Annotated in this window: 22 protein-coding genes; 9 read left to right on the top strand and 13 right to left on the bottom strand. The window is 67.3% G+C overall.

Going from position 1 to position 20112, the window contains the following annotated elements:
- Positions 1-2: 2 nt before the first annotated feature.
- Positions 3-743, bottom strand: a complete 741-nt coding sequence (locus CSR00_RS08625) for a 3-oxoacyl-ACP reductase family protein (protein ID WP_099021975.1) — start codon at positions 741-743, stop codon at positions 3-5.
- Positions 744-850: 107 nt separating this feature from the next.
- On the opposite strand from CSR00_RS08625, the gene CSR00_RS08620 reads away from it, so the two are divergent.
- Both CSR00_RS08620 and CSR00_RS08615 read left to right on the top strand, forming a co-directional pair.
- The gene (locus tag CSR00_RS08620; protein WP_099021974.1) at positions 851-1489 is read left to right on the top strand and encodes a TetR/AcrR family transcriptional regulator; all 639 of its coding nucleotides are present in this window, start codon (positions 851-853) and stop codon (positions 1487-1489) included.
- Positions 1490-1561: 72 nt separating this feature from the next.
- A complete protein-coding gene (locus CSR00_RS08615; RefSeq protein WP_099022011.1) occupies positions 1562-2485 on the top strand; it encodes a TIGR03564 family F420-dependent LLM class oxidoreductase in 924 nt (307 codons plus the stop codon).
- Between the two features lie 29 nt (positions 2486-2514).
- Here CSR00_RS08615 and CSR00_RS08610 read toward each other — a convergent pair whose 3' ends face one another.
- The 3 genes from CSR00_RS08610 to CSR00_RS08600 are packed head-to-tail and all read right to left on the bottom strand — an operon-like array spanning position 2515 to position 4466.
- Positions 2515-2976, bottom strand: coding sequence for a nuclear transport factor 2 family protein (locus CSR00_RS08610; RefSeq protein ID WP_099021973.1), 462 nt, complete (start codon positions 2974-2976; stop codon positions 2515-2517).
- Positions 2969-3910, bottom strand: a complete 942-nt coding sequence (locus tag CSR00_RS08605) for a pyridoxamine 5'-phosphate oxidase family protein (RefSeq protein ID WP_099021972.1) — start codon at positions 3908-3910, stop codon at positions 2969-2971. The genes CSR00_RS08610 and CSR00_RS08605 overlap by 8 nt, the downstream gene beginning before the upstream one ends.
- A 19-nt stretch (positions 3911-3929) precedes the next feature.
- Positions 3930-4466, bottom strand: coding sequence for a carboxymuconolactone decarboxylase family protein (locus CSR00_RS08600; RefSeq protein ID WP_099021971.1), 537 nt, complete (start codon positions 4464-4466; stop codon positions 3930-3932).
- A gap of 107 nt (positions 4467-4573) precedes the next feature.
- Here CSR00_RS08600 and CSR00_RS08595 point away from each other — a divergent pair, with 107 nt between their 5' ends.
- Complete coding sequence (locus tag CSR00_RS08595) at positions 4574-5176, top strand: CGNR zinc finger domain-containing protein (RefSeq protein ID WP_245905905.1); 603 nt, start codon at positions 4574-4576, stop codon at positions 5174-5176.
- 17 nt (positions 5177-5193) lie between these two features.
- Here the strand turns inward: CSR00_RS08595 and CSR00_RS08590 are convergent, their stop codons facing one another.
- Positions 5194-6036, bottom strand: coding sequence for an AraC family transcriptional regulator (locus tag CSR00_RS08590; RefSeq protein WP_099021970.1), 843 nt, complete (start codon positions 6034-6036; stop codon positions 5194-5196).
- A gap of 55 nt (positions 6037-6091) precedes the next feature.
- Between CSR00_RS08590 and CSR00_RS08585 the strand changes: the two genes are divergently transcribed.
- On the top strand, positions 6092-6688 hold the full coding sequence (locus CSR00_RS08585) for a class I SAM-dependent methyltransferase (protein WP_099021969.1): 597 nt from the start codon (positions 6092-6094) through the stop codon (positions 6686-6688).
- A 17-nt stretch (positions 6689-6705) separates the two neighbouring features.
- Here the strand turns inward: CSR00_RS08585 and CSR00_RS08580 are convergent, their stop codons facing one another.
- From CSR00_RS08580 to CSR00_RS08565, 4 genes are all read right to left on the bottom strand, one after another.
- Entirely contained in the window at positions 6706-7425 is a 720-nt protein-coding gene (locus tag CSR00_RS08580; protein ID WP_099021968.1) for a type II toxin-antitoxin system VapC family toxin, read from the bottom strand.
- Between the two features lie 47 nt (positions 7426-7472).
- On the bottom strand, positions 7473-8141 hold the full coding sequence (locus tag CSR00_RS08575; RefSeq protein WP_099021967.1) for a sterol desaturase family protein: 669 nt from the start codon (positions 8139-8141) through the stop codon (positions 7473-7475).
- Positions 8138-8890, bottom strand: a complete 753-nt coding sequence (locus CSR00_RS08570) for a FadR/GntR family transcriptional regulator (protein WP_099021966.1) — start codon at positions 8888-8890, stop codon at positions 8138-8140. The genes CSR00_RS08575 and CSR00_RS08570 overlap by 4 nt, the downstream gene beginning before the upstream one ends.
- 98 nt (positions 8891-8988) lie before the next feature.
- Positions 8989-9597, bottom strand: a complete 609-nt coding sequence (locus CSR00_RS08565; RefSeq protein WP_099021965.1) for a TetR/AcrR family transcriptional regulator — start codon at positions 9595-9597, stop codon at positions 8989-8991.
- 117 nt (positions 9598-9714) lie between these two features.
- On the opposite strand from CSR00_RS08565, the gene CSR00_RS08560 reads away from it, so the two are divergent.
- On the top strand, positions 9715-10629 hold the full coding sequence (locus tag CSR00_RS08560) for an NAD-dependent epimerase/dehydratase family protein (RefSeq protein ID WP_099021964.1): 915 nt from the start codon (positions 9715-9717) through the stop codon (positions 10627-10629).
- Between the two features lie 50 nt (positions 10630-10679).
- Here the strand turns inward: CSR00_RS08560 and CSR00_RS08555 are convergent, their stop codons facing one another.
- The 3 genes from CSR00_RS08555 to CSR00_RS08545 all read right to left on the bottom strand — a co-directional run bounded on the left by CSR00_RS08555 (position 10680) and on the right by CSR00_RS08545 (position 15373).
- Positions 10680-12365, bottom strand: coding sequence for a GMC family oxidoreductase (locus CSR00_RS08555; RefSeq protein ID WP_099021963.1), 1686 nt, complete (start codon positions 12363-12365; stop codon positions 10680-10682).
- A gap of 426 nt (positions 12366-12791) precedes the next feature.
- Positions 12792-13910 carry an NDMA-dependent alcohol dehydrogenase gene (locus CSR00_RS08550; protein ID WP_099021962.1) on the bottom strand — a complete coding sequence of 373 codons (1119 nt, stop codon included), beginning with the start codon at positions 13908-13910 and terminating at the stop codon, positions 12792-12794.
- A 173-nt stretch (positions 13911-14083) separates the two neighbouring features.
- Entirely contained in the window at positions 14084-15373 is a 1290-nt protein-coding gene (locus CSR00_RS08545; protein WP_099021961.1) for a cytochrome P450, read from the bottom strand.
- 324 nt (positions 15374-15697) lie between these two features.
- Here CSR00_RS08545 and CSR00_RS08540 point away from each other — a divergent pair, with 324 nt between their 5' ends.
- Entirely contained in the window at positions 15698-16168 is a 471-nt protein-coding gene (locus CSR00_RS08540; RefSeq protein ID WP_099021960.1) for a DUF3237 domain-containing protein, read from the top strand.
- Between the two features lie 253 nt (positions 16169-16421).
- Here the strand turns inward: CSR00_RS08540 and CSR00_RS08535 are convergent, their stop codons facing one another.
- Positions 16422-17030: a TetR/AcrR family transcriptional regulator gene (locus CSR00_RS08535; protein WP_099021959.1), complete on the bottom strand. Its 609-nt coding sequence runs from the start codon at positions 17028-17030 to the stop codon at positions 16422-16424.
- 78 nt (positions 17031-17108) lie between these two features.
- On the opposite strand from CSR00_RS08535, the gene CSR00_RS08530 reads away from it, so the two are divergent.
- The 3 genes from CSR00_RS08530 to CSR00_RS08520 all read left to right on the top strand — a co-directional run bounded on the left by CSR00_RS08530 (position 17109) and on the right by CSR00_RS08520 (position 20108).
- Positions 17109-18074 carry an SMP-30/gluconolactonase/LRE family protein gene (locus tag CSR00_RS08530; RefSeq protein ID WP_141564317.1) on the top strand — a complete coding sequence of 322 codons (966 nt, stop codon included), beginning with the start codon at positions 17109-17111 and terminating at the stop codon, positions 18072-18074.
- A 78-nt stretch (positions 18075-18152) separates the two neighbouring features.
- A complete protein-coding gene (locus tag CSR00_RS08525; protein ID WP_218014448.1) occupies positions 18153-19097 on the top strand; it encodes a S66 peptidase family protein in 945 nt (314 codons plus the stop codon).
- A 207-nt stretch (positions 19098-19304) separates the two neighbouring features.
- Complete coding sequence (locus CSR00_RS08520) at positions 19305-20108, top strand: maleylpyruvate isomerase N-terminal domain-containing protein (RefSeq protein ID WP_245905904.1); 804 nt, start codon at positions 19305-19307, stop codon at positions 20106-20108.
- Positions 20109-20112 lie beyond the last annotated feature (4 nt).

The raw sequence follows: 20112 nt of genomic DNA, 5'->3' as shown, positions 1-20112 counted from the left end.
CGCTAGACCGTGATGCCGCCGTCGACGTTGACGCTCGCTCCGGTGACGAAGCCGGACTCGGGGCCCGCCAGAAAACTCACCATGGCGGCGATGTCACTGGTGTGGCCGTAGCGACCCAGTGCGACAAGCTGTTTGAGACTGTCGGCGAACTCCCCGTCGTCGGGGTTCATCTCGGTGTCGATCGGACCGGGCTGGACGTTGTTGACGGTGATGCCGCGCGGGCCCAGTTCCCGGGCCAGTGCGCGGGTGAAGGAGGACACCGCTCCCTTGGTCATCGCATAGACCGTCGCGCCGGGACCGGGCACCCGGTCGGCATTGATGCTGCCGATGTTGATGATCCGCGCGCCTTCACCCAGATGCGCGATCGCGGTGCGAGTGGCCCAGTACACGCCGCCGATGTTGATCGCCACCAGCCGGTCGAACTGCTCGGCGGCGAAGTCGTCGATCGGTTCGAGGTGAGCGGCTCCGGCATTGTTCACCAGCACGTCCAGCCCGCCCAGTTCGGCGACGGCCTCGCCGACCGCACTCGCGGTTCGTACCGGGTCGGCCGCGTCGGCCTGGATCGCCACCGCCTTGGCGCCGCGGGCCGTCACCTCGGCCACGAGCTCGTCGGCCCGGGCGGCCGAGTTGGCGTAGGTGAAGGCCACGGCGGCGCCGTCGGCGGCGAGCCGCCGCACGATTCCCGCGCCGATTCCGCGCGACCCTCCGGTGACCAGGGCTCTTTTTCCGTCGAGTACCGCCATGCCAGCTCCATTTCTGTAACGATCACTGCAAATATATGTGGGGCCCGTTCCGGCCGTCAAGGGATTTCTGTAGCATTCGATGCATAACCCCCGGAGGAAGGGCCCCGATGGCAGCGCGTGGCCGGCCACGGCAGTTCGACAGGACCAGCGCACTCGAGCGGGCCATGGCGGTCTTCTGGGAGCGGGGCTACGAGGGCGCCTCGATGACCGACCTGACGGCGGCGATGGGGATCGGGCCGACGAGCCTCTACGCCGCGTTCGGCTCCAAGGACGAACTCTTCCGGGAGGCCGTCGACCACTACGCCACGTGCGCGGGCACCGAGATCTGGGACGCCGTCGCTGCCGCCGACACCGCCCACGGCGCGGTCGAGGCCTTCCTGATGACGACGGCACACGCCTTCGCCCGCGCGGACCGCCCGACGGGGTGCCTGGTGGTGCTGTCGGCGTTGCACGCCAACGCCGCGACGGCGCCACTGCGCGCCGAGCTCACCGGCAAACGGGAGCAGAGCACCACCACCCTCGTCGAGGTGCTGGCACGTGGGGTGGACACGGGCGAGATACCCGCCGGCGCAGACCTCGACGCCATTGCCCGGTTCTACGTGACGGTGCAGCAGGGGATGTCGATCCAGGCGCGTGACGGGGCCGACCGTGCGACGCTCGAAGGCATTGCGCACTCGGCCATGGGGGCGTGGGCCTCGCTGACCGCCGTCGGGCCGACGCCCGACCACCGCCCAGCAGCGTTTTAGGAAGGATCCGGCCGGGCAGAGAATAATGGCAACCGTCCACCCCCGGGGGCTACGCAAAGGAGCGTGTTGGTCATGCAGGTCAGTATGTTCGGGCAACTCAGTGGACTGGGCGGTGATTCACCGATCGACGCGACGATCGCGAACCTGGCGACGCTGCGCGACGAAGGTTTCGAACGCGTGTGGATGAGCCAATTGCCTTATGAGCCAGACCTTCTCATGATTCTGGCAATCGCGCTGCGCGAGGTCGACACCATCGCTGCGGCCAGCGGTGTGGTGCCCATCCAGAATCAGCATCCGATGCAGATGGCCCAGCGCGCCCTCACGCTGAGCCTCGCCTCCGGTGGCCGGTTCACCCTCGGGCTCGGGATGACCCATCAGACGGTCACCGAGGGCATGTGGGGCATCCCGTGGGACAGGCCGGTGCGCAGGCTCAACGAATACCTCGACGGGCTGCTGCCGCTGTTGGCCGGTGAGCCCGCCGATGCGACGGGGGAGACCGTCAGCACCCGCGGTGCGCTGATGATCTCCGGGGCCCCGCGGCCCGACGTCTACGTCGCGGCGCTGGGTCCGCAGATGCTGAAGCTGGCGGGGCGCCGTACGTCGGGCACCTGTACCTGGATGACGGGACCCACGACGCTGGCCGAGCATGTGGGGCCGACGCTGCGGCAGGCGGCCGCCGACGCCGGACGCGAGGGCGCGGTGCGCGTCGTCGCGGCGCTGCCGGTCAGCGTCACCGACGACATCGAGGCCGCACGCAGGCTCGCCGCCGAACAGTTCGCCATCTACGGCCAGCTGCCCTCGTACCGCGCGATGCTCGACCGGGAGGGCTATGCCGGGCCGCAGGACGCGGCCATCATCGGCGACGAGGACACCGTCCGGGGCCGGCTCGACGAACTGCGGGCGGCAGGCGTCGACGAGTACGTCGCCGCGACGTTCGATCCGTCGCCGGAGGGGCGGGCCCGTACCCGGGCGCTGTTGCGGACGTACGCACGCTGACCCAGGGGAGCGGAGATCGGGGCTCGCGCCTACCGGAGCGGGATATCGACGCCGCGTTCGGCGGCCGGCCGGGGCCCGAAGTAGCGCCGCTGCCCCTCGGCGATGGTGACGTCGTTGATGCTGGCCTCGCGGCGGCGCATCAGGCCGCTCTCGTCGAATTCCCACAGCTCGTTGCCGTAGCTGCGGTACCACTGACCGGTGGCATCGTGCCATTCGTACTGGAAGCGCACGGCGATGCGATTGCCACGGAATCCCCACAGGCTCTTGCGCAGTGCGTAGTCGAGTTCGCGTTCCCATTTCGCGGTGAGGAATTCGACGATCGCTGCGCGCCCGGTGAGGAACTGGTCACGGTTACGCCAGGCGGAGTCGGGTGTGTAGGCCCGGCTGACGTGGTGGGGATCGCGGGTGTTCCAGGCGTCCTCGGCCGCCTGCACCTTCTGCAACGCGCTGTCCAGGTCGAAGGGCGGGACCGGCGGTCGGCGCTCAGACATGGTGTCTCCATCCGTTGTTGGTGATATTCGGTCGGTCATGAGTCGTTGGTCGGTCGGGCCGTTCGGGCACGGCGGTGGCCACGACCAGGTGGGGCGTGAACCGCACCCACCGTCCGGCGGGGGTGTCGTCGGCGATGTCGGCGTTCCAGCACACGGTGGCCTCCCCGGAAAGCTGCAGCGCGGCACCGGCCTCGAAGTCGAGGAACAGCAGGGCCGCGGTGGGGTCGACGGCGAGGTTGCCGAGGCTGTTGAACATGTTGTTGCCCGGATAGTCCGGCCACCACAGGTGTGCGGGACCGGTGCGGACGAACCCGGCGGGGCCGCCGCGGTGCGAGGCGTCGTTGCCCGATTCGGGGTGGGTGGTCCCCAGGATGAAGGTGTCGGCACTCTCCACGAATCGGGTGTCGCCGGGCCGCAACGCCTCGCCGCGATGGGTCCGCGCACGGGCGGTCCCGGATGTTGCGGTGGCGCGAACCTGGCGACGCCGGATGTACTGCGGGCAGTTGCCGTAGGCCTGCTCGACCTCCACGGTCAGCCCCTCGGGTGTCGCCCCGGTCAGCACACCGTTGATGCGCACCCGGCGTCGGGTAACGAAGTCGACGACGACGATGCCGGCCGGCTGCCCGGCAGGCAGCGCATGCAGCGGGTCCCCTTCGGGAAGGGCCGCACCCAGACCCAACGTGGTCGGCCCCACCGCGTGCAGGAATCCCGGAGGCCCCAGCAGTGGTGATGTCCACAACCGTCCCGCCCGGTCTCGGGCGGTGATCGCCGCGAACATCGCGCCGGCCACGAAAGCGGCTATCCCGGAACGCAATTGACCGGCGGCCACCATCGGGGCCAGCCTCGCGGCCTGAGCCTGAACCCCGGCACGTTGTTGGACGGTCAGCTCGCCGCCGTGGAATCCCCCGGCGGCGCGCCGGCCATCGTCGTTCATCGTCGGCACCGTCCGTGGCTCACAGGGACACGACGGGCCAGTCGTTGTCGACCCGGGCCATCACGTTGAAGTAGTTGGTCATCACGTTCAGCGCGAGGTTGGCCACGACCTCGCCGATCTCCTCCTCGGTGACCCCGGCCGCGCGGGCGGTCTTCAGTTCGACCTCGGTCACGTCGCCGGCGTTCTCGGCGATGGTGTTGGACAGCGTGAGCAGCGCCGCGACGTGTTCGTCCTCGGATCCGCCCCGGCGGGCGCCCGCGAGTTCGGCGTCGGTCACCTTGGCGATGTTGGCCCCGATGTAGGTGTGCGCCGACAGGCAGTACTCGCAACCGTTGAGCTGGGCGGTGGCGATCGCCAGGCGCTCCCGCACCGCGGGTCGCAGAACGCCGCCGGCCACCGCACCGGACAGGGCCAGGTAGCTCTGCAACAGAGCTGGGCTGTTGGCCATCACCTTGGTCATGTTGGGCGTCAGCCCCAACGATGCCTGCACCTGGGCGAGCAGCTCGGCGGCCTTGCCGGTCGCGGACTCGGGTTCGACGGGGGCGAAGTCGGTCATCGGAGGATCCTCTCGGTTCTAATGGTTGCAACACGACGTTGCCGTTAGAAGATGTACCACCTCTGCCTAACGGATGCAAGAGGATCTATCCGTGATAGTGTTGTGGTGTGACCACGGGAACACCCGCGTGGCTCCTGCCCGACGAGCCCGCCCCGGTACGGCTGATGAACACCATCTGGGCCGACACCGGCGGCGTGCACGACGAACTGACCAGCCCGGCCGCCCTGCGCGACTGGCTTTCCGACGTCACCGACTACGACCCCACCGAACTGGGCGAATCGACCGATGACGAATTCACCGACGCCCTGCTGCTGCGGGACAGCCTCCGCCGGCTGGCGGCCCACATCACCGACGACGCCCGCACCGCCGCGCACTCCGCCGTCGGCGAGGTCGACGAGGCCGTCGCCGCCGTGAACCGTCTGGTCGCCAGCCGCCCACACGCCGAACTCGCCCTCCGCGACGGACATCTGCACACCGTGACCAGCCGGCACGCCTCACCGACCCGCAGCGCACTGGCCGACCTCGGCAACGAGGCCATCGACCTGTTCACCGGTGCGCAGGCGGTCGACCTGCGCACCTGCAACGCACCCGGCTGTGTGCTCTACTTCGTCAAGTCACACCCGCGACGTCAGTGGTGTTCGGAAGCCTGCGGCAACCGCGTACGGGCGGCCCGCCACTACCACCGAACCCACCCCTCCAAGCAGTCCTGACGAGAGTCGATCGACCTCTACGAACTCATCGACCATCCGATGGCTTCTCGTCGGTGGAGGCCGGCTTCACCGTTGCGTTCACCGTTGCGTTCGCCGTTGCTGCGGAGGTACTGACCCGGCGTCTGGCCGACGATGAAGCTGAACGCCTCGATGAAACTTGTCGGGTTCGACCATCCACACCGCAGAGCGGTGTCGGTGACCGACCGGCCGTTGGCGAGGTGAACCAGTGCGTGATGGATGCGCAGCATGGTTCGCCAGCGGTGAAAGCTCATGTCGAACTCGGTCTGGAACAACCGGCTCAGGGTTCGGCCGCTCGCGCCCGCCGCCCGCCCGAGCTCGGCCAGCGTCGTGGTCTGGCCGGGATCGGCGTGCAGCGCGGCGGTGACGGCCCGCAACCGGTCGTCACGCGCTTCGGGCAGGTGCAGGTCCTGTTCGGGCGCCTCGACCAGTTCATCGATGACCACGGCCCGCAGGTGGTCGTGGGCCCCGCTGCGCTTCTCGCGCTCCGTCAGCGCCAAGAGAGCTTCCCGCAGCAGGGGGCTCACCGCGAAGACCGTGGGGTGTGCGGCAAGTGCGTCGCACATGTGTGCCGGAATGACGACCATGCGGACATCGGTCCTGCCGTAGAAGCGGTGGGAGTGGTCGAATCCCGGCGGCGTCCATGTCACGCGGTTGGCCGGGGCGACCCACGTGCCGCGCACGGTCGTCGTGGCCAGGGCGCCGCTGGCCGGATACACCAACTGCCCCTCGGAGTGGGAGTGGTCGCCGATGTGGAATCCATGCTCGAGCCAGCCCGCGCCATGAAACGCCGGCAGGTACGACGGTTCCAGCGGCCCGGCGGGTTGGCGGTTTTTCGGCATCAGCAGTCAATTTACCGGTAGCGCACCCGCCTCGGATTGGCCGAGGCTGAGCAGCATGAAACTCAACGCCGTCGAGCGCGCCGCGATGAACAATCCGATGCGTGCCGCACTTCAGCATCATGTCGAATCGAGCTGGTTCCGCAGGCTCGCGGGCGGGGCACTGACCGGCCAGCACGTGCTCGAGGTCGGCTGCGGCCGCGGTGTCGGGTCCGAGGTGCTTCTGGACCGTCTGGGCGCCGAGCAGGTGAGCGCGTTCGACCTCGACGAGTCCATGGTCGAACTCGCTCGACGACGATTGCACGGCCGGCCGGTGACGCTCTCGGTGGGCGACGTGTGTGCGATCGACCAGCCTTCGGGGAAGATGGACGCCGTCGTGGACTTCGGGATCATTCACCACGTCCCGGACTGGCAGAGCGGGATCGCCGAGATCGCCCGGGTGCTGCGCCCCGGGGGACTACTGCTGTTCGAGGAGCTTCCGCGCCACACACTGAACACCTGGCCGATGCGGCTGCTTACCGACCACCCCCGGGAAAACCGCTTCGAGGCAGACGAATTCGCTGCCGAACTGGCGCGGCACGGCCTGCACGGCACCGGCGAGATCGAGCACCGCTTCGGCGGGTCGCTGTTCGTCGGCGCGGCCAGGAAGTCCTAGAACGGCCCACCGCTGATTCAGGTCCGCAGAATATCGGCCATGGACGCGGTTCTGACGAATGCACGTGCCGCGGCTGCGAGTTCGTCGTCCACGGTGACCAGCGCGTCGGCTTGCAGCTGGGTCAGCGCAATCAACTCGACTTGATGGATGTCCGGCCAGTTCAGTTCGGTGGCCAGCCGCCACGCGTGGTCCTGCAGTGAGCGGTCGCCGAGAAACCGGATCCGGAGCCCCCGGATGTCGTCGAGAACCTTCCGACCCGCCCGCTCGTCGATCTCGCCGCGGCGCACCGATTCGTACACCAGCGCCAGGGCCTGTGAGCGCAGCAGCGTGGGAGCCACCAGGCTGTGCTGCGGCGGGATCGTCGCTCCACCGGAGGCGAGCTGGATGGCCACCGGTGCGTCGATGACGAACGTGGTCATCGCGTCGCCTCCGGACGGACCACCGGCATCCTGCCGGCCGACGTGCAGACGCATCCGCACGATGTCGCCGTCATCGATGCCCTCGGGTCGGCGCAGCGCCACCTTCAGCGGCACCAGATACACGTCGCCCCTGGGGATCAGTGACGTCGTCACCTCGGTGGCGCCCACTCCCACCCGTGCGGGGATGACCCCCCAGCCGTAGGTCAGCTCACCGAGGTGAGCATGCAGGAAGTCGTCGACATGGGCGGGCGTGGCGGCGAAGAAGTACGGTGCGGGGCCACGCCACTGGAACACCTCGGCCTCGAACTCCCAGTCCACGCCTCTACGCTAAGGCCACGGGATCGTGGGCGCCGGTGGAACCGCGGTCAGCGCGCCTGCCCGTGCAGGTTCTTCGCCGTCGGCGAGGTGGGGACCGTGGCCGGATCGGGGTAGGTACCCAGCACCCGGTCGGCCGTGCCCGCGCTGGTGACCGTGAACCAGTAGTGCTCGTTCTTGAAGTGGTGCTGACGGTGATTGCGCCAGACCGCCCGGTAGACAACGGTCTTGGGCTTGTAGTCGGTGTGGACGAGGTAGTGGCACCATTCGTAGCACAGGCCCAGCACCGTCAGGAAGGTCAGGAACGTCAGGCCGAGCGCCGTGCGCGGGAACGCCAGCAACGCGATCCCCAGCGCCACGGGCAGCACCCACAGCAGGGCCTGCCACGGGATGAAGATCAGGGCGACGTCCCGCGGCTCGACGTGGTGTTCCCGATGTTTGCGCGCCAGCAGCGGGTCGATGCGCAGCGGGCCGACCCGCCTGGGCCGCCAATGCAGGATGCACACGTGCACAAGCCATTCGAAGAACGGAAACAGCGCGAGCATGATCGCCGGCACGAGGGCGTCGGTGATCTGCCAGTCGCCGTAGGCGATCCGCGCGGTCGACGCCATGACGAACGTCGTGGCGATCATCCAGGGGGAGGGGTGTCGCCAGAACTCGCGTGCCGCGTCGATCAACGTGAACTGTCTGCGGGTGGGTCGGGACGGGGTGGTGGTCACCGGGGTTCCTCCAGGGCGTGCAGTGCATCCAGCAATGCGGTCGTCGCGGGTTCCAGAAGGCGGTGGGCGTTGTCGTGAGCCGCGGCCGAGTCGCCGGCCACCACCGCCTCGGCGATCGCACGGTAGGCATCCACACGTCCCACCTCGGCGGCCATCATCGTGGCCAGGGCGGGCAGCGCGGGCTCGTAGGTGGCGCGCAGCGTGTTGAACATGAGCCGGAACGCGATGGAGTCGGCGCCGTCGACGATGTGATCCCAGAAGTCCAGCGCATGTCGTTGCGCGGCAACAGGGTCGATGTCCTGCGCCTCGATGTCCTGCGCCTCGATGTCCTCGGCGAGGGCCGCGACGGCGGCGTCCAATTCGTTCGACAGTTCGGGGCCCCGGCGCAGCGCGGCGAGCTCGGCCACCTTGGGTCCGTTGTGCAGCCGGGTTTCGAGGATGCTGCGGACGACGCCGAGGTCGAGTTCGCCGTCCCGGATCAGCAGCCGGGGGAGCAGGTCGAGCCCGGCGGTGCGCCGGAAGTCGCGCACCGTGGTGGCATCGCCCTGACGAACCTCGATCAGACCGGCGGCGGCCAGCCGCTTGAGGGCCTCGCGGATCGCGGGCCGCGATACCCCCAGCACCTCGGCGAGCCGGCGCTCGCTCGGCAGCGCCTCGCCCGGGGCCATCTCACCGCTGAGGACATCGGTGATGATCTGCTCGAAGACGTCCTCGGGTACCGAGCGACGGTTCACCGGTCGTAGTGCCACACCTCCAGCATGCCAACCCACTGGTCATAGGTCAAGTGGTAAGACCACTGAATGGAGTTCGTCGCGCCGGCGGCGAACCAGGGCCCAGTAGCCGCGCCTCAGCCGCGCAGCGCGGCTTGGATCGCCTCCTCCACCTGGGCGTCGAAGCGCGCCTGCCGGTTGGTGATCGTGTAGCCGAGGGTCAGTTCGAGATGGACGTCGCCGAGCACGAGACTGATGAACGTCGCCGCGCGAACGGCCGCCGTGGCCTCGTCGTATACCGTCGCCAGAATACGGGCGGCGAGCACCCGTACCAGCTTGGCGCCGCTGTCGTAGAACAGCCGCCCCAGATCGGGGCGGCGTCCGGCTTCGGCGACCACCGCCCGGTAGAGCCGGATACTGCGGGCGGACCCCAGATTTCGTACCAGCTGCCCACCGAGTTCGCGCAGCCGCTCCTCCGGGGAGCGGGCATCGTCGCCGACGGTGGTGTCGACGTCGATGTCCGCGCCCTGCACGCACATCGACCTGATGAGGCTTTCGAACAGCACCTCCTTCGAGGCAAAGTGCCGGTAGACGGTCTGCTTACCCACCCCGGCCACGGCGGCAACGTCATCCATGGTCGTCGACCCGTAGCCGCGGTCGAGGAACACCTCCTCGGCGCCGGACAGGATCGCCGCCCGTTTGCGACGCTGCAGCGGGCTCAACTCGGGTTGCGCTGGCGAACTCATACCCGAAGACATAGCACCGGGAGCACACCTTCGACAAGACTGCCCAGTCTCGTTACAGTAACGGCATGACGAGACTGAATGGTCTTGTTTTCGTCGACAACGCGGAGGTCATCGATCATGCAGCTACTGCTCACCGGCGCGACGGGATTCATCGGCGGTGGAGTCGCCCGTGCCGCGGTCACCGCCGGCCACCAGGTGACCGCACTGGTGCGGTCGGCATCGACGGACGCCGCGGCGCGACTGGCCGACCTCGGCGTACACCTACGCGAAGGCGACCTCGCCGACACACCCCTGCTGGCCGAACTTGCCGGCTCGGCCGCGGGGGTCGTACATACCGCCTCCAGCAACGACGAGCACGCCGAATCGCTCGACGAGAACCTGGTCACCGCCACGCTGTCGGCGATGGCACCCGGTTCGGGATTCGTCTACACCTCCGGGGCATGGGTCTACGGCGACACCGGCGAACTCCCCGTCACCGAGGATGCGGAACTGCATCCGACACGACTGGTGGCCTGGCGCCCCGCCATGGAACGCCGGGCGCTGGCCCTGGCCGCACAGCGTTCGGTCGCCGCGGTGGTGCTGCGTCCGGCAATGGTGCACGGGCACGGCGGGGGAGTGTTCGCCATGCTGGCCCAGATGGGACGCCATTCCGGGGCCGTCAGGATCGTCGGCGAGGGCCGGAACCGTTGGCCCACCGTGCACGTCGATGACCTCGCCGTGGCATACCTCAGGGCTCTCGACGCCGCCGTCGCACGCAAGCCCGACGTCGATGGCCAGATCCTCAACGTCGTCGCCGAACAGGCCGTGAGCGTGGCCGAGATGGCCGAGGCCATCCGGCGCGCGATCGGCGCCGAGGCGGTGACACCGTGGCCGATCCGGGACGCACGCCAGGACCTGGGTCCGTTCGCCGACGCCCTGGCGCTGGACCAGTGCGTCGACGGTGACCGCGCGAAACACGCGCTGGGGTGGGCTCCGCGGCAACCCGACGTCATCACCGATCTTGCCGCCGCAATCGCGGCAGCCGCCTACTGAGTCGAGGCGAATAACCGGACGACGAGGTCCGCGGCCGACGGCCCCCCGAACTATCCCAGGATGGCCCGCGCTGCGCGCTCCGCGATGAGCATGACCGGCGCGTTGGTGTTGCCGGACGTGATGGTCGGCATCGCCGAAGCGTCGGCAACTCGAAGGCCGGCGACACCGTATACGCGGCAGTCGGTGTCGAGCACCGTGGCCGGCGACCGCGGGAGACCGCGCGCATCGAAGGCCCCCATCGTGCAGGTACCCACGGGGTGGAAGATGGTTGTTCCCAGTTCACCGGCCGCCCTCTGCAGCTGTTCATCGCTGTCCAGTTGTGGGCCGGGAAGCAGCTCCTGGGGTTTGTGGCGGGCCAGAGCCGGCGCGGCCATGATCTGACGGGTCATCCGCAGGCCGCGCACGGCGGCGCGAAGATCGGCCTCGGTCGACAGATAGTTGCAGGAAATCTTGGGGCTGGCCAGGGGGTCTGCACTGGCTATGCGCACATGGCCACGCGAGCTGGGGCGCAGGTTGCACACCGAGGGAGTGATCGCCCCGAAACGATGCAGCGGTTCGCCGAACTTCGGCAAGGACAGGGGCTGCACATGCCACTCCAGATCGGCGGTGGTCAACGCCGGGTTGCTCTTGGCGAACGCGCCCAGCGTGGACGGCGGCATGGTCAGGGGTCCGGATCGCAACAGCAGGTACTGGACTCCCATGCCCGCACGGGTGATCCAGTTCCGGTACAGTGTGTTGACGGTCGGGGCACCCGTGATCCGGTAGATCGTTCGCAGCTGCAGGTGATCCTGAAGGTTTTCGCCGACCCCCGGCAGATCGACGGCCACCGGCACGCCGTGGTGGGTCAGCAATTCGCCCGGGCCCAGGCCCGAAACCTGCATCAGATGCGGCGATCCGATCGCCCCGGCGCTCAGGATCACCTCGCGCCGGGCCCGGACGTCGACGATCCGGCCGCCCTTGAGCACACGCAGGCCGGTGACGCGGTGTTGTGCGCTGGTCCAGGCACCGCGGCGCTGGTCATCGTGGACCTGGTCGTCCATCAGAATCTGCAGGGCCTGGGTCCGGGTGTAGACGGTGAGATTGGGCCGCTGTGCCACGGGGTGCAGGAAAGCGTCGGCCATCGACCAGCGGCGCCCGCGCCGTTGGTTGACGTGAAAGTACGCGCTGCCGGCGTTGTCGCCCCGGTTGAACTCGTCGATCGGGGCAATGCCCACCTGGGCAGCGGCTTCCTGCCACGCGTCCAGGATCTTCCAGCGCACGCGCGGCCGCTCGACGCGGATCTCACCGCCGGCGCCGTGCCACTCGTCGGGCCCGCCGAAGTAGTCCTCCAGCTCCTTGTAGACCGTCAGGGTCTCGCCTGGACGATCCGGGCCACCCCAGAGCCATCGCTCGTCGCCGGTGGCCTGCGCCCACGACTCGTAATCGCTGGCCTGACCGCGCATGTGGATCATGGCGTTGATCGATGAGCTGCCCCCGATCACGCGGCCCCGCGCGTAGTGGATGCTGCGGCCGGCCAGACCCGGGTCGGCCTCGGTGGTGAAACACCAGTCGGTGCGCGGATTGGCGATGGTGTAGAGATAGCCCACCGGCACCTTGATCCAGAACCAATCATCTGCGCCGCCGGCCTCGATCAGGAGCACACGACAATCGGGGTCGGCGCTGAGGCGATTGGCGAGCAGGCAGCCTGCACTGCCCGCCCCGACGATGATGAAATCGAACTCGGCGGCCGGGCTCATTCCCGTGTCGGTCCGCCACGTCATCGGGTGCGTGCCCCCGTGTCTCGCGACGACGGCCCGCTACGCGCCGCGAGTCGGGTATGGCTGTCCGGTCTCCGTCCTGTTGTCATCCAGCGGCTGTAGAACGCCATCTTCAGTGCCTGGATCATCGGGCGGTTCGTCGCCACGATGTTGGCATCTCCGTTGCCGCGGGGCAGGGGGCACTCAGACGCTGACGCCGCGATCCATGCATTCAAACAGGCTAGGTGAGAACCCGGGCAGTCCGATAGGCCGCCACCCCGGCCGCCGGAATCGCCAGCTTGATCGAGACGCGGCAAGGCCAGCTCGTCTCACCTCGTGTGCGTCTGTGCCTCGCGGGGTTGATTGCCGCGCAACGGCGTGCGCTGGACTTCTGGGCCGTCAGCGTGGGCCGGGACGCTCGAACGATCAGTCGAAGAGTACGACGCCACGAATGTTCTTGCCGGCGTGCATGTCCTCATAGCCTTGAGCGACATCGTCCAGCTTGTAGGTGGCCGTTATCAACTCGTCCAGCTTGAGCATGCCTTCCCGGTAGAGACCCAGCTGCGTCGGGATATCGATCGTCGGCGAGCACGACCCATACATCGAGCCTTGTATCCGCTTCTGGAACAGTGTCAGTTCGCCCAGGGGCACCGGAATGCCCACTTCGGTGAGATCGCCAATACCCGTGACAACCACGGTGCCGCCCTTGCGAATCGCGGCAAAGGCGGCCCCGACATGCTCGCCCTTGGTGACACCGACGGTGACGATCGCCGAGTCTGCGCCTTGGCCATTCGTCACGCTCTTGGCGAATTCAGTGGCCTCGGCGACATCGGCGAACGCGTGTGTGGCGCCCAACCGCAGGGCAGATTCGCGCTTGAACTCGACAGGGTCGACCGCGACCACATGGAGTGCGCCGGAATGTTTCGCCCCCTGCACGGCATTGATCCCGATGCCGCCGATGCCCATCACGATCACGGTATGGCCGACTTCGATCTCCGCCGAGTTGGTCGCCGAACCCCAACCGGTCGCCACGCCACAGCCAACCAGGCACGCGACGTCGAAGGGAATATCGTCGGCGATCTTGACGCAGCTTCGTTCGTCGACGGTCGTGTATTGGGAGAACGTCGAAATGGCGGCCATCTGCGCCACCGGATGACCGTCCAAGCTCATGCGCAGGCTGCCGTCCTGGTCGAACCGCGAGCCGATCAGCGCGTAGGCGCCCAAATCGCACAGGTTCTGCAGCCCTCTTGCACACCACCGACACCGACCGCATGCCGGCAGGAAGGAGAAGACGACACGATCGCCCTCCTTGACCCCCCGCACACCCGCGCCGACCTGCCGCACTATTCCCGCACCTTCGTGACCTCCGGCGATCGGGTAGTGGGGAACCGGCATATCCCCGGTCGCGATGTGATCGTCGGAGTGGCAGAGCCCGGCGGCTTTGAGCTCGACGAGCACCTCGCCATCCCGTGGCTCATCCAACTCCAGCTCGACAATCTCGAATTTCCCCGGAACCTGCCGTACAACAGCCGCGCGGGTCTTCATTGCGATACGCCTCTCTCATGCCGGATCTGTCATCCGGGATCGCCTCGCGACGCCCGGAAGCACATTTCTAATAGATATTCAAGACGATCCGAGGGGGCTGGGATTGCCGCTCCGGACCATCGCCCGTCGGGCGCAATCTGCCGCTGCCCGCCCGGCCACCTTCGCCCGATGGTTCAGTGTTTGACCGGGCATCCCGTCGATGCGTCCATGTGCTTGACCGCTGCGGCGAAGTTGCTTACGAGCAGCGCGGGCTGACCAAGCCGAAGATCGGGCATGCGGTGCAGGATCTGGTCGAGCATGTGCTTGATCTGCATCTTCGCCAGAAACGCACCGAGGCAGAAGTGCGGGCCGCCCCCACCAAAGGCGACGTGAGCGTTGGGCTTTCGCGTGATGTCGAACCGCCAGGGGTCGGCGAACACCGTTTCGTCACGGTTGCCCGATGAGTAGATCATCACCACCCAGTCGCCCTTGCGGACCTGTCGGCCGCCCAGCATCGTGTCTTGCGTAGCAGTACGCCGGAAAGTCATCACCGGCGTAACCCATCGCAACACCTCGTCAACGGCGGCATCGATCCGACCGTCGAAATCCTCCAGCAGATAGGTGATCTGGTCGGGGTTGTCGACGAACGCCTTCGTCCCCAACGACAGTGTGGTCCGCGTCGTATCGTTTCCGGCGAAGGACATCAGCACGAACATCGAGGCCAGCTCGTCGTCGGTCAGTTTGTGGCCGTCGACTTCGGCGGCCACGAGGTTGGTCCAGATGTCGTTGCGCGGGCAGGCTCGAGTCATTTCGGCGAATTCCAGACCGATGCCAAGGTTCCCGATGATCGCGTCGTTGATCACCTCCGCCGCGGTGCGCCCGTGAGCGATGTCCGGATCGTTCCAGCCGGCCAGTTCGTCGGCGAAGTGCGCGGCCTGATCGCGGGACTCCTGCGGAAGCCCGGCCATATCGTAGAACGTGTTCATCGGCATCTGTTTGGCCACCGACTCGACCCAGTCACCCTCGCCCCGGGCGATGAACCCCTCCACGATGTCGATCGCACGGAGACGTATCTGCTCCTCGATCTTCTTGACCCGCTTCGGAGTGAACGACGAACTCATCAACCGGCGATAGGTGAGGTGACGATCGCCGTCCATGGCCAGGAACGACGAAGCGGCCTCGAGAAACTCCTCTGGGACCTCTTCGAGCATCGTGCCCTGACCCGAACAGAACAGCTCCGGGTGAACGCTGACCTCGCGAATCAAGTCATGTGTGGTGACTGCCCAGAAGCCCGGGATCCCGGGCGGAGCCATGTCGGTCTCGATCGGCCGCTGCCAGCTCACCGGCGCGTGCCGCCGCAGCTCGGCAAACGACACCTCTCGCTGTTCGGGAGCCTGCGCCCAAAAGGCTTTCGTCGATATGTCAACGAGGTCGAACTCGCGACCGCCGGCGGTCGTCTCCGAGCTGGGCTGACTGCTCGTCATCGCGGACTCCTTCGAAAGACCCAGGGGGTAGCTTTTTCTACGCTATATTAAATACTATTAACCACGACGAACCCGCCGATGTCAATGCCCCGAAACGGCCACGAAGAAGCGCAGACGGCTCAACGACTCGGCACACCGGTTGTGCCGTCGATAGGCACTGTTACGGAGCGGGCGCAACCCACGGGCGACTCATGCCAACCAGCCGCGACCACTGCGGGCGGTCGCACTGAAGCCGGACAGGCTCCGGCGCGGCCTGCATTCGCAGGATCGAGGCCGCACCGGTGACGGACCAACCTCAATGACACTCGACGACGGAGAGGCACTGTGGAAGAACTGAAATCAACCTTGCTGTTCGACATGACGCTGGACATCCCGCCTGGGTACCAGTTGCCCGATGGACCGCTAGGCACACGGGTGATCGCGCCCATCGCCGGCGGCACCTTCGATGGGCCCCGGATCGCGGGCAAGGTGCTTCCCGGCGGCGGCGATTGGCTGATCATCCGCTCCGACGGAGTGATGGCAGTCGATGTGCGGGTGATGCTTGAGCCGAACGAAGGCGGCGTGATCTATGCCAGCTACGGGGGGCGGATCGCGATCCCCGCCGAGGTGATGCCGCAGGCATTGAATCCCGAAACCGTCGAGAACGTCGCCCCATCCGAATACTACTTCCGCAGCACGCCGCTGTTCGAGACCGCGAACAGTTCGCCGCACGCCTGGCTGAACGGCATCGTCGCGGTTGGCGTCGGAAGGCTCCTCAGCGGCGGTGTCAGCTACCGCGTGTACGCGATCGAATGATGACGAGATCGCGACGCTCGCTGGAACGAACACCGCTGACACAAGCGATTCGCTGACCTTGCCGAAGGTCCACGCGTCGGGTAATCGCGGTGATTGCGCCCTCGCCACGGGTGTGCGAATCCGTTGCAGGGGCGATGGTCCCGGTGCGGCCGACCGTGGGAGCGGGGCAGAGGGGCGTGTACATGTTGACGCGGCGATCCAGACATTGAACCGCTGGGCCGCCACACCGATCGCAGGAACCGCCAGCGTCGGTTCATCTCAGGTGACCACCGTCGCCGGACGGGGTCTGCAGAATCGCGATGGCGATCTCGGTTGCCTCCTCGACGGCCCGTCTCAGCTCGCCGCCGTCCTCGACCGTCTGCGCGGCGAGCTCGCGTAGGCCGCCGAGCAGGATCACCATCTTGACGCGGTTGACGGGTGGCACGCCGCCTCGCCGGAATCCGGGGTTGGTGGTCATGTCTCGGACGACGTCGGTAAGCGCGGTGTAGTTGGTGCGCTGTGTCGGCCGGGCTGACAATCCCAGCGCCGGAAGGTCGCGAATCCAGCTCAACGAGACCAACGGCCGGCTGCTCAGATGCGCTGCGTAGGCCTCGATCATCTGCCGGACCTGATCGTGCCAATGCGCCTCCTGGTCGACCTCGCTGCGGATCCGATCGATCAGTACCGCGGTTCGCGATTGCAGAAGCGCCAGGTAGCACTGCTGCTTGTTGTCGAAGTGCTGATAGAAGGTGCGTTTGGACGCCGAGGCGACACGCACGATGTCGACAACCGTCGTCGCGGAATAGCCGCGGTCCTCGATCAGGGTGGCCAGTGCCTCGATCAACCGCTGCTGCTCGTTGCTGACCGAGCCCGACTCGCGCATAGGGGTACGGTACCGTACCCTTCCCTGACGTGCGGGTACGCTCTCGTACCCGGAGGTCCACCGATCAGGAGTACGCCGATGCGCCGCACTGTCAGCTCAGCCCTGGGGACCGTCACGCGGTCGGCGATCGCCGCTCTGCCCATTCCGGCTGCGCTTGCGATGGCCCTCGTCATGGCCATGGCCGCCAGCCCACTGAGCGCCCCTGCCGCGGCGGTCATCCCCACCCGCTGTCCATGGGATGGTTCGGTCGTGATCTCGGGGCTGGGTTCGCTGGAGAACCTCGAGTTCGACGGCACCGGCGGAATGCTGCTGTCGCGCACCGACCAGCGAAGCGGACAGATCTACCGGCTCACCCCGGACGGGACGGGCTCGACCGTCGTCCCCGCTGTCCCCGCGCCGGGCAGCATCACCGTCGACGGCTCGACGGCCTACTTCACCACCGGAAACAGCTTCCTGTCCGGGATCATCGGGCGCCGCGACGGCACCATCACCGAGGTCGATCTGAGCACCGGCGATCCCACCGTGGTGGCCGAGAACCTGACCATGCCCAACGGCATGGCCCGGCTACCCGACGGATCGTTCGTCGTCTCCCGCAACCTCGGCCTGATCACCGGACTCACGCGCGTCAGCGCCGACGGCACGGACACCGACCGGTTCGCCCCGTGGCTGACGACGACCAACGGGGTGACCTACGACAGGGCCCGCAACGCGATCATCACCTCGCTGGACCTGCACCCGGTGGCCACGCTGGCCGTCATCGATGTCTCCAACCCCAAACGCATCAGCAAGTTCAACCTCGGGTTGTTCGGGCTGTTCGGCTTCCCCGACGATCTCACCGTGGGCGCCGATGGCGCGGTCTATCTGGCCATGGACGGCGGCAGCATCGTTCGCATCGACCTCGACGCCAACACGGCGTGCACCGTCGCCTCGCGACTGTTCGGCAGCACATCGGTGCGCTTCGGTTCGGGCCCGGGATGGGACACCGGCTCGCTCTACAGCGTCGACCTCGGGGGCGCCGTGCACAGACTCACCCCGCCGGACTGAGCCGGCGGCGGCGGAAGCATTCGGCGCGACACGACGCGTACGCACCTCGGCCGCGACCTATCCGCCACAATCTTGGCTGTGACGTCACGGAACGCCAGCGAGGACATCGACCCGGAGTCGGTGCTTCGACCGACCAGGGTGCAGGTTGGCGACAAGGTCCGGCTGGTATCGCCAGGCAGTCCGCCCAATCACGACGACGTTCTTCATGACCAACGAGAATTCGAAAGCTGGGGTCTCGAAGTCGAACTGGGCGACAACGTCTTCAACAAGTACGGCTACCTCGCCGGAACGGATGGCGAGCGCCTCAGCGACCTGAATCACGCGCTGCGCGACCCGTCGGTCCGGGCGATCGTGGCAACACGCGGAGGCAAGGGCTCCTATCGCATCGCCGACCAGCTGGACTTCGCCGCGGCCCGCAACGATCCGAAGTTCCTCGTTGGCTTCAGCGACATCACCATCCTGCACATGAGCATGTGGAAGCACAGCAGAATCGTCGGGCTTCACGGAGCCCTCTACGTTGACGAAACGACCGGCGAGATCCCGCATCTGCGCAGCCAGTCCCTGCGTGCGGCCCTGATGTCTGGTGGACCGACCATCGTCGCGTCGCGCGCGGAGGAATCGACCTCCCAGCTCACCACGAACGGGACGGCATGCGGCCCCCTTCTCGGCGGCAACCTTGACATGATCGCCGCCGGGGCGGGCTGGGCACTTCCCGACCTGCACGGGGCAATCCTGTTCATCGAAGCCGTCGATCTCCACCTCGGACAGGTTGACCGACAACTCACCATGCTGCGCAATGCCGGTCATCTCGACGGCATCGCGGGCATAGCAGTTGGCCAGTTCACCAAGTTCAGCCCCAGCAAGGGCATAACGATTATCGGACTACTTCGGGATCACCTGTCACGGCTGGGTGTTCCGATTCTGGGAGGACTTCCCTTGGGCCATGGTGATCGCCCAGCGACTGTGCCGCTAGGAGCAGTGGCTGTTCTCGATGCGGAGGCCGGCACACTGGTAGTCGAGTGACGGCGTAGCCCGCTCCGGGCTTGCGCGCCGTTGGCCGTAGAGATCCTGCGCCTCGGCCTGGACGTCCGCGCAGCGGGGGGTGGTGACTTCACCGCCATGGATCGGCATGAGAACGGACCCTTGGTACGTTTTATAGTCTGTGTTAAATTCCTGTCACGCGGACCCGGTGAGCCGAGCCGCACCGAGGCGCTGGTTTGGAGGGAGTTGTTGAACCCGTCCGACGCCGCGTTCGACCGGATCGACTGGACGGCGGCACTGGAGGCCGAACGCCGGCAGATGCTGATGTTCTGCGAGTCGCTCGACGCGGCCGACTGGGCCCAGCCGAGCCTTGCGGCGGGATGGTCGATCAAGGACGTCGTGGCCCACATCGGCTCGGGGTGTCACGCCATGTTCACCCCCGCCGTCGTCCGGATGCTGACGAGCCCGAACATCGAAGGCACCAATGACGTGTTCGTCGAGGAGCGACGTCATTGGCCGCCGGCGCGGGTTCTCGCGGAGTACCGGTCGTGGAGCCGGCGCATCCTGCCCGCGGCGAAGATTGTCTCTCGGTCGCCGATCCGGCACCTACCGCTGAGACTGGCCGAACTGGGGACGTTCGACGCCCGGTTGCTCCTGTGTGGGGCGCTGACGTTCGACCATCACACCCATCTGCGGCACGACATGGCGCCGGCGCTCGACCGGCCGGTTCCCGTCACCGACGGGAACCGGATGGCAGTGGTCCTGGCGTGGATGTTCGCCGTGCTCGGCCATCAGCTGCGCACGGCCAGCCCGCCGTGGTTGGACACCGCGGTGGGAGTCGTTCTGTCCGGTCCGGGTGGGGGAGCGTGGATGGTGGACCGCACCGGGGCCCGTCGCGGCCAAGCCGGTGGTGACGGTACATGGGTGGAGGCGCTGGCGGTGGAATTCCCCGAATGGGGTACCCGCCGCGCTCACTGGCGCGACCGCGCGGTGCGAATCCACGGTGACGAGGCTTACGGAGCGGCCTTCCTGGACTCACTGAACATCGTGTGATGAG

The sequence above is a fragment of the Mycolicibacterium palauense genome, from assembly GCF_002592005.1.
GTDB classification, from domain to species: domain Bacteria; phylum Actinomycetota; class Actinomycetes; order Mycobacteriales; family Mycobacteriaceae; genus Mycobacterium; species Mycobacterium palauense.
Note: the sequence above shows the minus strand (reverse complement) of the source record. Positions and strands in the feature narration are given on the sequence as shown.

What these genes read in the sequence shown, in the direction of transcription:
- CSR00_RS08545 (WP_099021961.1), bottom strand. Translation starts at nt 15,373, where the DNA reads ATGACGAGCAGTCAGCCCAGCTCGGAGACGACCGCCGGCGGTCGCGAG.
- CSR00_RS08625 (WP_099021975.1), bottom strand. Translation starts at nt 743, where the DNA reads ATGGCGGTACTCGACGGAAAAAGAGCCCTGGTCACCGGAGGGTCGCGC.
- CSR00_RS08605 (WP_099021972.1), bottom strand. Translation starts at nt 3,910, where the DNA reads ATGAACGACGATGGCCGGCGCGCCGCCGGGGGATTCCACGGCGGCGAG.
- CSR00_RS08530 (WP_141564317.1), top strand. Translation starts at nt 17,109, where the DNA reads ATGCGCCGCACTGTCAGCTCAGCCCTGGGGACCGTCACGCGGTCGGCG.
- CSR00_RS08620 (WP_099021974.1), top strand. Translation starts at nt 851, where the DNA reads ATGGCAGCGCGTGGCCGGCCACGGCAGTTCGACAGGACCAGCGCACTC.
- CSR00_RS08590 (WP_099021970.1), bottom strand. Translation starts at nt 6,036, where the DNA reads ATGCCGAAAAACCGCCAACCCGCCGGGCCGCTGGAACCGTCGTACCTG.
- CSR00_RS08610 (WP_099021973.1), bottom strand. Translation starts at nt 2,976, where the DNA reads ATGTCTGAGCGCCGACCGCCGGTCCCGCCCTTCGACCTGGACAGCGCG.
- CSR00_RS08535 (WP_099021959.1), bottom strand. Translation starts at nt 17,030, where the DNA reads ATGCGCGAGTCGGGCTCGGTCAGCAACGAGCAGCAGCGGTTGATCGAG.
- CSR00_RS08585 (WP_099021969.1), top strand. Translation starts at nt 6,092, where the DNA reads ATGAAACTCAACGCCGTCGAGCGCGCCGCGATGAACAATCCGATGCGT.
- CSR00_RS08615 (WP_099022011.1), top strand. Translation starts at nt 1,562, where the DNA reads ATGCAGGTCAGTATGTTCGGGCAACTCAGTGGACTGGGCGGTGATTCA.
- CSR00_RS08600 (WP_099021971.1), bottom strand. Translation starts at nt 4,466, where the DNA reads ATGACCGACTTCGCCCCCGTCGAACCCGAGTCCGCGACCGGCAAGGCC.
- CSR00_RS08560 (WP_099021964.1), top strand. Translation starts at nt 9,715, where the DNA reads ATGCAGCTACTGCTCACCGGCGCGACGGGATTCATCGGCGGTGGAGTC.
- CSR00_RS08555 (WP_099021963.1), bottom strand. Translation starts at nt 12,365, where the DNA reads ATGAGCCCGGCCGCCGAGTTCGATTTCATCATCGTCGGGGCGGGCAGT.
- CSR00_RS08550 (WP_099021962.1), bottom strand. Translation starts at nt 13,910, where the DNA reads ATGAAGACCCGCGCGGCTGTTGTACGGCAGGTTCCGGGGAAATTCGAG.
- CSR00_RS08565 (WP_099021965.1), bottom strand. Translation starts at nt 9,597, where the DNA reads ATGAGTTCGCCAGCGCAACCCGAGTTGAGCCCGCTGCAGCGTCGCAAA.